We start from the raw sequence: 12,637 nt of genomic DNA, 5'->3' as shown, positions 1-12,637 counted from the left end.
CTGAAGCTATTTAGGATAAACTTTTACATATTACTTAGCATCTTCAATTTGCCTGGAAGTTTTACCAAATCTACGCTCTCTTCCCTGGTAATCCAATATAGCCTCATACAGGTTGTTTTTCCTGAATTCGGGCCAGCGTACATTAGTAAAATAAAGCTCTGCATAGGCGAGTTGGTACAGTAAAAAATTACTGATGCGGTATTCTCCACTTGTCCGGATCATTAATTCCGGATCTGGAAAATCGCTGGTGCAAAGATATTTCTGCAGCACATCCTGGTCAATGGCTTCTACAGGTAAACGGTTGTTTTTAACTTCGTTAGCGATGCTTTTTACCGCGTTTAGCAGTTCCCAGCGGCCACTATAGCTCAAAGCCATTACTAAGTTAAGGCCACTATTACCCGATGTAATCTCCAGGGCTTCGTTTAGTTCCTGCTGCGCATAAGCAGGCAACATGCTCATGTCTCCTATAACATGAAGCCGGATATTATTTTTGTGCAGGGTTTCTGCTTCCTTGCGAATTGTGGACACTAAAAGTTCCATCAGACCTACTACTTCATATTCGGGCCGGTCCCAGTTTTCGGTGCTAAAAGCGTAAAGCGTCAGAAATTTGATACCTATTTCGGCGCAGCCCTCTACGATATCCCTAACGCTTTCCACGCCATGATAATGGCCGAAAAGGCGGTCTTCTCCCTGCTCCTGCGCCCAACGTCCGTTGCCATCCATAATTATGGCAATATGTTTGGGGAGTTTTTCTCTGTCGATTTGATTAATTAAGGTATCCATACCATGAAAGCGGCGACAAAAGTAACTAATATCAGCAATCTTTGAAATAAAAAGCAATATTTGTAAAAAGCCCACTCCTATGACTCTGTTATTTCAATTGCTGATTGCTTTGGGACAATCAGCCCGCCTTGCTTTTAAAAGGAATCATGTCCTGGTGCTGACCAGTATTTGTAGTGTTTGTATTACAACGTTAGAGGCCCAGCAGCTGCCTGCAAGATTGATATATAAAAACCAGCAACCCTTTGCTATAGTAGCAGGAGGTAGTAAGGGAATCGGCTACGCCATTGCCGAAGCGCTGGCCAAAAGAAAATATAACCTGGTACTCATAGCTCGTACAGAACAGCCATTGAAGAATGCCAAAAAGCTGCTGGAAGAGAAGTATGCAGTACAGGTAGAGATTTTGTCAGCCGATCTGACTAATGACAGTGTTGCTCCTCAGCTGGCCCGCTGGAGCAGGGAAAATAACCTGCCCTTAAAAATGCTTTGTAATGTAGCCGGAATGGGCGGTACCAATGACTTTTTAAAGTTGTCGCCCGACAGCGTAAAATATATGATCAGGCTAAACCTGGAATCGCCGGTAACAATGGTGCATCATTTTCTGCCTTTACTGGAACAAAATAAGCCATCTTATATTTTGAATGTCAGCAGTATGGCAGGTTTTAGCCCGATTCCGGTAAAAAATATTTACGCTGCATCCAAGTCGGGGCTTACATTCTTCAGCTATTCCCTGAGATATCAGCTAAAGAATAAGGGCGTAAGTGTAAGTTGTCTCACTCCTGGTCCGGTATATACCAAACCGGAAATAGTAAAAGATACGAAAGAAAAGCTTGGATGGTTCGGCGATTTTATGGAAGTGCCGCCGGCCAGGGTTGGGGAAATTGCTGTTAAAAAAACGCTGAAAAGAAAAATGATCATCGTGCCAGGAAAGCCCGCAAGGTTCACCTCTAATATTATACGTGCCCTGCCCCGGAGATGGGCTGCCAGCATTTATAACGCATTAGGAAAAGAAAACTGATTCAATCTCAGAAATGAAAAAACTTTTTTTGCTAAGTTCCATGCTGGCTTCCTGTGTAGCTTTTGCACAGCTGCCTGTAACGGTGCTCGAACGATCCGGTGGTAAAGAAACTCCTGCTTATGGCGAAATTATCGACTGGTGGAAGCAGGCGGATAAGGCTTCCCGCAAGATATTCATTAGCTCCATGGGCATGACCGACGCCGGCCTGCCCCTGCACCTGGTAACAGTGAGTAACGATGGTGTTAGCGACTACAGGCAGATCAAGCGGGAAAAAAGACTTGTTATACTTATTAATAATGGCATACACCCGGGAGAGCCGGATGGCATTGACGCCAGTATGTTACTGGCAGCAGATATTGCGAGAGGAAAGCTGAAACTACCCCGGCAGGTAGTGCTGGCCATTATCCCGGTTTATAATATTGGTGGATGCTTAAACCGGAGTGATGATTATCGTGTAGATCAAAATGGTCCGGAAGCTTTCGGATTCAGAGGTAATGCACAGAATCTTGACCTTAACAGGGATTTTATTAAGGCTGATTCTAAAGAGGCCCTATCTTTCGCCCATATTTTTCATCTGATCGATCCGGATATTTTGATAGACAACCACGTGAGCAATGGCGCCGATTATCAGCATGCGATGACTTTGCTGACGTCGCAACATAATAAGTTGGGGGGTGCTATGGGGCTATATCTTAACGAGGTGATGGAACCAGCTTTATACAGTTCGATGAAAAAGAAAGGGTATGACCTGGTTCCTTATGTCAACTTTGACCACCGGGATAAGGTAGAAAAAGGATGGAATGCTTTCTGGGACGCGCCGCGTTACAGTAGTGGCTATGCGACGTTATGGAACACATTTGCTTTTGTGCCCGAAACACATATGCTGAAACCTTATTCGCAACGCGTGCAATCTACATACGAGTTAATGAAATCTTTTATTGAGTTTGCCGGTGCTGAACAACACCAGATATTGGAATTACGAGCCCGTGCCAAAGAAGAAGCGATCACAAAAGACAGTTTTACAATTGGCTGGCAGCTGGATAAAGCGAGTTCAAAGATGATTACTTTTAAAGGGTATGAAAGTGGCTACAAGCCCAGTAAAATATCCGGTTTGCCGAGGTTGTATTACGACAGGACAAAGCCGTATACGCTGCAGGTGCCTTTTTACAACCAGTATCAGTCAGTTACCGTTATAAACAAACCCAAAGCATATATCATTCCGCAGGGTTGGTGGAAGGTTGTTGAAAGACTAAAAGCTAACCATATTGTTATGCAGCCCATTAACAAGGATACATTAATTAGTGTACAGGTATACCGCATTGAAGATTATAAAGCTAGTCTGCGTCCGTATGAGGGTCATCATCCTAATTCGGATATAAAGCTAAGTGTTGCTTCGCGGTCTATCCAGTTCAGAAAGGGCGACTGGTACATCCCGATGAACCAGGCTGCCAACCGATTTTTGATAGAAACACTAGAACCTGCTGCAGAAGATTCCTATTTTAAATGGAATTTTTTTGATGCTATTCTTCAACAAAAAGAAGGCTACTCCGATTATCATTTTGAGGATATAGCTGCTGACTATTTAAAATCAAATAATGAACTGCAGCAGAAACTGGAAGCCAGGCGCAGGCTAGATACCGCCTTTGCTCAAAGTGCTGGCACCCAGCTGAATTTTATTTACCAGCACTCACCCTGGGTAGAGCCGGCTTATTTAACCTATCCGGTTTACAGGGTACCTTAATATTTGGCGGGCGTACCTGCTTTCGGAATCGCCTTCTTTATGAACTCGCGCAGATGCTGTGTACTCGTTTTCAGATCTTCTTTGCGCAGGTACATCATATGACCACTCCGATAGCCTTCCCAACTCATCCTGTTTTTGAGCTTGCCCGACGGGTCCATTTGCCACATATTGTATTTGGCGTTGAAATAATCGCAGGCGCCATCGTAATAACCCGATTGTACCAGTACATGTAAATAAGGATTGGTAGCCATCGCCTGGCGCAGGTTTTCGCCGGTTTGATTGCCTTTATTGTCCCAGGGATGAACCGGCCCAAACATGTTATAGGGATAGTCCGTTTTATAGCCCAGCTCTTTTTTCAGGTACATGTTAATGGGGGGTGTAAACGCATGCAGCCATGCGGTAAGTTCTGCATTGAAATCAGGGCTATTTCCTGCATCCTGTTTATCGATACCCCTGTATCTTGAATCTAAGCGACCTATGGTCAAGCCTTCATGACGCAGCAGTTCCTTCCAGAACAGGCTGGTGCCAACCGATAAATTATTTTGTAAGATAATTTTTTCGGAAATGCCTGAATAGCGGGCTATTTTGGCGGCCAGCATTTGTTTGGCCCCGTCATCCAAGAAACTTCCCTTATTCAACGCAGGTATTAACTCATTCATCGTAAAATTTTCAACTTCAGGCAGCATGTCTGCCAGGTCTTTTTGTAATAAGTCTGACGGCTGTTTTTTGTGGTACCAGGCGGTGGCTGCATAATAGGGAAGCAATAAGGCCGCATCGGTTGCAGTACCGCGTTCAATGCCGAGGTCGGTGGGAGACACCAACACTACACCATTCAGGTACATCCAATGGGATTGTTGCAGCTCTAACGCTAATCCGGATACGCGGGTAGTACCATAGCTTTCGCCAATCAGGAATTTAGGTGAGGCCCAGCGATCGTACCGGCTTACAAAACTGTTTACCCAGTCGCCCAGGTATTTAATATCAGCGTTAACACCAAAGAACTTTTCGCGGGCTACATCTTTGCCCACCATTTTCGAAAAGCCGGTATTCACAGGGTCTACGTACACTATATCGGTGACATCTAAAATAGAATGTTGGTTGGGTGCGTATCCATAAGGCTGCACGGGATAGCCTTCATCGTCTATATTCAAAAATACGGGTCCCGTATATCCAATATGCATCCATACCGATGCTGACCCCGGCCCTCCGTTAAAAGAGATAGTGAGCGGGCGTGTACTCTTGTCCTTCACATCCGTTCTTTCATAGTATACGAAGAATACGCCTGCAATAGCCTTTCCATCGGCATCCCAAACCGGTAGTGTGCCTGCAGTAGCTTTGTAGGGAACTGCTTTACCATTAATGATCACCGTATGATAAGTAACAACCGTAGCGTCGGGGTCAAATTTCAGATCAGGGCTGCTGTTTTTGATGGTCTGTGGTTTTTCTGATTCTGTTGTTTTGGATTTGCCGTCCTGAGCGTGCCCTGTTGCTGAGGCCGTGATCATACAGATGAAGAGAACGATATCTTTTAACATAAGGCAATTTACAGTATTCCGGGAAAGAAAGGATGATGATTATTGCGGGGGGTAATTCAAATTTTCGCTTTCTGCTATACTTCTTTTTGTAGGTTCTTTTGAGCCTGTCTGGAAATTTCCGGTGTGATCGCATCAATTCCGCTCTGCTTAAAATAAAATATATCGCTGCTACGCAGCTCCGGTAGCTAATGAATTATTATGGCTTCTATTAATACGATGCCGCCATGCGGCAATGATCACCATAATAAAAGCAGCGTAGCTGCAACATATCAGTAAAAAAATAGTCATGAAGGCAGCAGAGCTGCATCGCAGCGATATATTCATGATTGATGCGTCTCTGTCCCCGGAGAAACCGCCGCTATTTAGGAGATGCTTCCCCGTCCCTGCCCGTCCGGTCAGGCGGGCGTACAGACTCGGGCGGGCACCTCGGCTGGCACGACTTTGGCGAAAAATTGAATTGCACTCTATTGCGGAGTGTATGCCGGAATTTAATTGATGCGTTGGGAACTTTATAGCTGATGCAAAAAATGAAATAAACCATGAAAATGATCGATATGATCAGGTGCAGTATTACCGGCAAAGCCTAATACAGAAAAATTTCCGCTTGATGCTTTACTGATCTGTTGCATACCTAAAGGCCCCCATTTTAAAACAGGGATTGTTTTGATATTTAATTTTTGCAACAGATATTGGGCTGTTTCCGTGGTACTGGAAAATGTGCCCGGGAAAATCTCTGAATGGGTAAACATGAATTTCTTACCTGACAATTTATTAATGGCTTCCCTGGCAAATTGAATAAAGGGGTCAAGGGAGATAGAGTCGATCAAACCTCCCTCTGCTAATACTTTTCTTTCGGGGATATAACTGGTGTGTAAACCGTCTAAAAGCAGAACAGTTTGAATGTCTTTAAAGGCTGCAGGGTGCAAAAGAATACTTCTGATGGCTCCATAGCCTGCGCTAAATCCACTCAGAATGATTTTTCCCGTAGGCAAAGAACGTCCGATATGTTTGCGCACGGTATCCAAAACGGCTTGCCTGAGTTTTTCAAAAGCTGCATCATTAACGAAAGGTTGCGCATACGCCGCGGATCCCGATCCGAGGTTGACAGAAACGGCGATTAACGGATACTTATATTGATAGGCTGCATAGGCTACGACTGGCGCTAAACCATGAAAGTGAATCAATAAATCGGCCTGCTTTGATTTCCGGAGATTGGCCGGAAGATATATAGTTACAGGTTTAGGTAGTATGTCATTAAGTATGATTGTTTTTGAAGGCTCCATCTCAAACGTAACCCGTTCATGCCTGCGTATATTTTCAAGCATGGGCGATGGGAATTGCGCCAGGGGAGCCTGGGTTTGAGCCCCAACCTGTTGTATGGTTATAAGGCATAATAAAAATGTAATAAGTTTTGCAAACATGAGGTGATGAACAAGCTTCCCGTCTTATAGCAACCTGATATCGACGGTCAATTTGAAATTGATACGGTATCCATACTCCAGCTCACCGGAAATATTTTAACATAGGTAAATTTACAGCATTCTGTTAAAGAAATTAAAACGCCAGGGATGTCTCAACCTTATTTGTTTTCCTGTTGTTATGATGCTATGTGGAAACCGTTATAGCAATACAGTATACTTTGATTAGCTTTGACAGCCTGGCACACAAATTTCCATCAAAAAAGAACCGGTCATGAAAAATGTAAACAAAACAAAAGCAAAGCCAATTGATAAAACTACTTTAATGGAGTGGTACAGCGAATACCTGCTAACGCATGGAAAGCGCCCGGAAAGTGTGTACCTGTTTGCAAAAAAACACCAGTTAACGGAGAGCGCCTTTTATGATTTTTTCTCGGGGTTCGATAGTTTGGAGCAAGCTTACCTGGTTCATTTTTTTGACAGGTCATTAGAACTGGCCGCTCAGATTGAACATTTTCAGGAAATGCCTGCCAGGGAAAAATTACTCAATTTGTATTTTATCCTTTTCGAGAATTTTAAGCTCAACCGATCGTTGATACTGTTGTTGCTGAAGGGCGACCTGGTGCAGCAACATCGATTACTTCGCGCTTTAAAATCCAGGCACAAGCAATTCAGTCAAAGGCTTTCGTTCGACAATGAAGATTTTTTTGAAAAAGCGCCTGAGTTCCTGAAACAGTTTAACGGAAAATCGAAGGAGGGCGTTTTATGGTTGCATTTTGTAAGCGTTTTGGAGTTCTGGAAAAAAGATGATTCGCTCGGATTCGAGAAAACGGATATCTACATCGAAAAGACGATCGACACGGGGTTTGATGTGGTCAGCAATCCCATTATGAATAAGGTACTGGACCTGGGGAAGTTTTTGTGGAAAGAAAAATTTCAAATGGGATAATGCGTCAGGCTATTCTCAATCAAATGATATTTGTGAATGAAGACATTGAATTCTATACCCACCAGCAAAATAGGACGTGCGGGTAACTTATTGAAGGCAGGAGCTAAAGTGGGTATTAATTATATTAAGTATTACGGGGAGAAGTTAACCAAAGATGAAGCCGAGGCCCGCGCCAACCTGCATGAGCAAAATGCTACGGACATTTATGACAGTTTAAAAGAGCTGAAAGGCTCGGCGCTTAAAGTAGCGCAAATGCTGAGCATGGAAAAGAACTTGTTACCTGCAGCTTATGTAGATAAATTTTCACTTTCACAATTTTCGGTGCCTCCACTCTCGGCTGCTTTGGTACGTAAAACCTTCCGGCAATATTTTGGTAAAAACCCTGAAGATATTTTTGATAGTTTCTCTCCTGAATCGATCAACGCTGCAAGTATCGGGCAGGTGCACCAGGCTATGAAAAGCGATAAAAAGCTTGCTGTCAAAATTCAGTACCCGGGTGTAAAAGAGAGTATTTCGTCCGACCTGAAAATGGTAAAACCCATTGCTATGAAGATGTTCAATATCCGAAAAGAGGGTTCTGAAAAATACTTTGGGGAAGTGGAGCAAAAACTTTTTGAAGAAACCGATTATGTGCTGGAGTTGAAACGAAGCCAGCAGTTTGCAAATGATTGTGCCCATTTACCGAATATAAAATTCCCTGGTTATTACCCGGATTATTCCTGCGAGAAGATTCTCACAATGGACTGGATGGACGGTATTCATTTCTCAGAGTACGTTCAAAAGGGGCATACCGAAGCCGATCGGAATCTACTGGGACAAACTTTCTGGGATTTTTATATGTACCAATTGCATGTGCTCAGGAAGCTGCATGCTGATCCACATCCGGGTAACTTTTTAATATCTGCTGACAGCGAGTTGCTGGTGATTGATTTTGGCTGCATTAAAGAAATTCCTGCTGATTTTTATAAACCCTACTTTGAGTTAGCTGATCAAAAGAACCTTAAGATCCCATCGATGTTTGAGAAGAAATTATACGAACTGGAGATATTGGCGGCTGAAGATTCACCGGAAGAAAAGACATACTTTAAGCAACTGTTTTACGACATGCTGGAATTGTTTACGCGCCCGTTTAATGCTGCGCATTTCGATTTTTCTGACGAGAAGTTTTTCGAAGAAATAGCAGCTTTGGGACAACAATATGCCAGGCTTAGTGAAATGCGCAAATTCAATACCAACAGAGGTTCCAGACATTTTATCTATATGAACCGCACTTTCTTCGGATTGTACAATATGATGCATGAACTGAAAGCCTCCCATATCAACATCAACAATTTTGAAAAATTCAGGAAATAGGAAAAACCTGTTATCCCAAACTGCAGATTATGCAGGCTTATTCGTAAACAGTATTTATTATAGGAGTCTTTAGGTTATGTTTTAATAAAAAAGTCATGAACCGCGGTCCATGACGTCAGATAATGCTATTCTTTTCTATTATTTCAATACTCGCAACTCTTTACCTATTTTGGTGAAGGCTGCGATGGCTTTATCCAGGTGCCCCTGTTCGTGAGCTGCACTTAATTGTACCCGTATTCTCGCCTGGCCTTTGGGAACCACCGGGAAGAAGAAGCCAATCACATATACGCCTTCTTCTAATAGTTTTGCTGCAAAATCGGCTGCCAGCACGGCATCGTAGAGCATGATTGGCACAATAGGGTGATCGCCTGGTTTAATGTCGAAGCCAGCCGCTGTCATCTTTTCCCGGAAATATTTAGTGTTGAATTCGAGCTTGTCACGCAAATGGGTTGAGGCTGATAGCATATCCAGTACTGCGATAGATGCCCCGACAATAGAAGGTGCTACTGTATTGCTAAACAGGTAAGGACGTGATTTCTGGCGCAACATGTCAATAATTTCTTTACGCCCCGAAGTAAAACCTCCAGATGCGCCGCCCAATGCTTTACCTAAAGTACCGGTGATAATATCTATTTTACCCATTACACCACGGTACTCGTGGGTGCCGCGACCGGTTTTACCCAGGAACCCCGAAGAATGGCACTCGTCGATCATAATCACTGCATCGTGTTTTTCTGCCAGTGCCACAATTTTATCCAATTGGGCAATAGTGCCGTCCATGCTGAATGAACCATCGGTTACGATAATGCGGCTACGGCAGCCGGCTGCTTCCTGTAATTTAGCTTCCAGGTCCTCCATATTATTATGTTCATACCTGAAGCGCTGGGCTTTACAAAGTCTTACACCATCGATAATGCTGGCATGATTCAATGCGTCCGATATAATAGCATCCTGATCATTAAACAGGGGTTCAAATACGCCCCCATTCGCATCAAAAGCTGCTGCGTATAGAATGGTATCTTCGGTGCCTAAAAATTCAGAGATCTTTTTCTCTAATTCTTTATGTATATCTTGTGTTCCGCAAATAAAACGAACACTGCTCATGCCATAACCATGAGAGTTGATGGCTTCGTGGGCCGCTTTAATTACATCGGGGTGGGAGGAGAGGCCCAGGTAGTTATTGGCGCAAAAGTTAAGCACCGTTTTGCCGTTAACTTCTATTTCGGCACCCTGCGGGCTATTAATAACTCGCTCGCTTTTGTATAAGCCGGAGGTTTTTATTTCTTCCACCTCACCTGCGATACGTTGGGTAAATTTTTCGTTCATATTTCCTGATTAAAAATGAATATTTTTTTATTTGCAAAGCTTCTGCAAATAAAAAGCTTTTTGGCAACAGTATAAAGACAAACGGTTGCGCAGGAATTAAAGAAATTCCCTGAAGTTCTGGTGGTGGATCAAATGAACATCGGCATTGTATGTTTCTTTAAAAGATGAGAAAGCTTTGAGTTTGGCGTTGGCGTTCCATTTTATCTCGTATCCTGTAATGATACCATTCCCATCTTCTACATAATCGATTTCCTGTTGCTGTACCGTTCTCCAGAAATAGGGATGTGCGTTCAGCCGTTCATATTTTAGTTTTTTTTGTCTTTCGGCAATTAAAAAATTTTCCCACAAAGCCCCCTTGTCTTGTCGTAAGCCCAAGGGAGTGAAATTTCCGATAACTGCATTTCTGATCCCTGTATCTAAAAAGTATATTTTCTGGTTGGTTTTAATTTCATTGCGAAGGTTACGGCTAAAGCTTCCCAACCTAAAGATTACATAAGCTTTTTGTAAGAGGTCGATATACGTAGCAATGGTTTTTTTATCAACTCCGATAAGCGACGCTAATTCGTTGTAGCTTACTTCCTGTCCTAATTGAAGTGCCAACGCCTGCAAAATTTTTTCAAGTACTTCGGGCTTTCTTATGCCTCCTATGGCCAATAGATCTTTGTACAAATAACTTCCGGCCAATTCTTTCAATGTCTCTTCTTCCTCTCCTGTCCGGTTAATTACATCAGGGTACATACCATAGACAATTCTAAGTTCGAGTTGCTGTTGTGCTTTAAGATACCCGGTGCTGGCTTCAAATTCTTTCCAGGAAACGGGCCATAACTCATATTCCCATTTTCTGCCGGTAAGAGGTTCTTTTAAAGTATTCGATAATTCCAGTGCAGAAGAGCCGCTAACAATAAGTTGTACATCTTTAAAAGTGTCTGTAATTATTTTTAAGGTGAGGCCAATGTTTTCTATACGTTGTGCTTCGTCAATAAAAACAATTTTGTAATTCCCTATAAGAGCTCTCAACTGTTCTGTATTAGCATTCGTTAAAAGGGTGCTGGTGGTGGGGTCGTCACAGTTCAAAAATAGGTAAGACTCATTTTTAAGTATATGCTCAATAAGTGTTGTTTTGCCCACCTGCCTCGGACCAAAAATTATAATAGCTTTTTTCTTACCGAACTTAGATTCGATCTCTTTCTGAATGCTTCTGATATACATAAAAGCTGATTTGTTCCCCAAAAATACTAATATTCGGGGAATATAATCCCTGAAAATGCTAATATTTGGGGAATACGATCCCTGAAAATACTAATATTCGGGGAATAGGTTTATTCCCTGGGTTTTTTTCTGCCTACCACGGCTTTCGAAACCAGCTTGTCGCCGAAGCGGTTCTTTATATCATCCACCGCTTTGTACAGGTTTAATTTATTGTGCTGATCGTTAAAGAGGTTCATTTGCATGCCGGTGTCCACCAGCTGGCTGAACCGTACACCTATGAGCCGGATGGCTCGACCCCGCTGGTAAAACTTGTCAAAAATATCTTTCGCTTTTTCTATCAATTCATCGTCTAATGACGTGTAGGGAATGCTTTCCTGCTTATTAGTTGTTTCAAAGTCATCGTACCGTATTTTAACTGTCAGGCAACCGGTTAGTTTTTCATCCTGCCGGAGATCGTAGGCATTTTTTTCGGTAAGTCTTACCAATTGGCTATGGATAAACTCAATATTGGTTTGATTTTCATGAAAAGTGGTTTCATGACTCATGCTTTTCTGGTTCCATTCGGTGGTTAACTCGGCGCTGCCCAGGCCATGTGCTTTCTGCCAAAGCTCCTGTCCCCATTTACCCAGTTTTTTCTCCAGTATAGCAACAGGGGTTTGGGCGATATCTTTAATGGTGTGCAGACCGATATTTCTCAGGCGTTGCTCCGTTTGCTTACCCACGCCATTAATTTTTTCAATGCCCATCGGCCATAAAAATTCTTTTTCCTTTCCGTGTGGAATTTCGAGGAAGCCGTTGGGCTTAGCTTCATTAGTAGCCATTTTGCTGATGAATTTGGCAGAAGAAAGCCCGCAACTAATGGGTAATCCTGTTTCTTTTATAATAAATGTGCGGAGTTGCTGGGTGTATTGGCTTACGTTAAAAAAACGATCCATTCCCGTGAGGTCGCAGTAAAACTCATCGATAGAAGCTTTCTGAAATAACGGTACTTTGGAGGCGATGATATCTGTTACCATTTTGGAGTAATGGCTATATTGTTGATAAGTGCCTCTTAGTACAACAGCCTGTGGGCACAATTTCATGGCAGTAGCCATTGGCATAGCGGAATGCACACCAAATTTCCTGGCTTCATAACTACAGGTGGATACCACACCCCGGTTAGCCGACCCACCCACGATTACCGGTTTTCCTTTCAGCTCCGGGTGAAGTAACAACTCCACGGATACGAAAAAAGAATCCAGGTCGAAATGGGCGATATACGGACGGGGTTGATTCAACAGGACAAAGGTAAGAACAGCGGCTGCAAAA

General features: G+C 43.0%; 10 protein-coding genes. 4 read left to right on the top strand and 6 right to left on the bottom strand.

Annotated elements, in window-relative coordinates:
* Positions 1–30 precede the first annotated feature (30 nt).
* Positions 31–783: an undecaprenyl pyrophosphate synthase gene (uppS, locus tag U0035_RS11095; RefSeq protein WP_114790459.1), complete on the bottom strand. Its 753-nt coding sequence runs from the start codon at positions 781–783 to the stop codon at positions 31–33.
* Positions 784–862: 79 nt separating this feature from the next.
* Between uppS and U0035_RS11090 the strand changes: the two genes are divergently transcribed.
* Complete coding sequence (locus U0035_RS11090) at positions 863–1,798, top strand: SDR family NAD(P)-dependent oxidoreductase (RefSeq protein ID WP_114789863.1); 936 nt, start codon at positions 863–865, stop codon at positions 1,796–1,798.
* Positions 1,799–1,811: 13 nt separating this feature from the next.
* Entirely contained in the window at positions 1,812–3,539 is a 1,728-nt protein-coding gene (locus U0035_RS11085; protein ID WP_114789862.1) for a M14 family metallopeptidase, read from the top strand.
* Here the strand turns inward: U0035_RS11085 and U0035_RS11080 are convergent.
* Positions 3,536–5,074: a S10 family peptidase gene (locus U0035_RS11080; protein WP_114789861.1), complete on the bottom strand. Its 1,539-nt coding sequence runs from the start codon at positions 5,072–5,074 to the stop codon at positions 3,536–3,538. The two genes, U0035_RS11085 and U0035_RS11080, sit on opposite strands and share 4 nt — an antisense overlap.
* 509 nt (positions 5,075–5,583) lie before the next feature.
* Positions 5,584–6,495 carry a hypothetical protein gene (locus U0035_RS11075; protein WP_114789859.1) on the bottom strand — a complete coding sequence of 304 codons (912 nt, stop codon included), beginning with the start codon at positions 6,493–6,495 and terminating at the stop codon, positions 5,584–5,586.
* Positions 6,496–6,766: 271 nt separating this feature from the next.
* On the opposite strand from U0035_RS11075, the gene U0035_RS11070 reads away from it, so the two are divergent.
* Positions 6,767–7,441, top strand: coding sequence for a hypothetical protein (locus U0035_RS11070; protein ID WP_114789858.1), 675 nt, complete (start codon positions 6,767–6,769; stop codon positions 7,439–7,441).
* 36 nt (positions 7,442–7,477) lie between these two features.
* Positions 7,478–8,794, top strand: a complete 1,317-nt coding sequence (locus tag U0035_RS11065; protein WP_114789857.1) for an ABC1 kinase family protein — start codon at positions 7,478–7,480, stop codon at positions 8,792–8,794.
* 138 nt (positions 8,795–8,932) lie between these two features.
* Here U0035_RS11065 and kbl read toward each other — a convergent pair whose 3' ends face one another.
* The 3 genes from kbl to dinB form a co-directional block, all read right to left on the bottom strand.
* A complete protein-coding gene (gene kbl / locus U0035_RS11060) occupies positions 8,933–10,120 on the bottom strand; it encodes a glycine C-acetyltransferase (protein ID WP_114789856.1) in 1,188 nt (395 codons plus the stop codon).
* A 96-nt stretch (positions 10,121–10,216) separates the two neighbouring features.
* Positions 10,217–11,329 carry an ATP-binding protein gene (locus U0035_RS11055; protein ID WP_114789855.1) on the bottom strand — a complete coding sequence of 371 codons (1,113 nt, stop codon included), beginning with the start codon at positions 11,327–11,329 and terminating at the stop codon, positions 10,217–10,219.
* Positions 11,330–11,439: 110 nt separating this feature from the next.
* Positions 11,440–12,606, bottom strand: a complete 1,167-nt coding sequence (gene dinB, locus U0035_RS11050; RefSeq protein WP_245957646.1) for a DNA polymerase IV — start codon at positions 12,604–12,606, stop codon at positions 11,440–11,442.
* Between the last annotated feature and the right edge of the window lie 31 nt (positions 12,607–12,637).

It is taken from the genome of Niabella yanshanensis (assembly GCF_034424215.1).
In the GTDB taxonomy this organism is placed as follows: Bacteria; Bacteroidota; Bacteroidia; order Chitinophagales; family Chitinophagaceae; genus Niabella; species Niabella yanshanensis.
The sequence above is the reverse complement of the archived record's forward strand: the minus strand, read 5'-3'. Positions and strand labels throughout refer to the sequence as shown.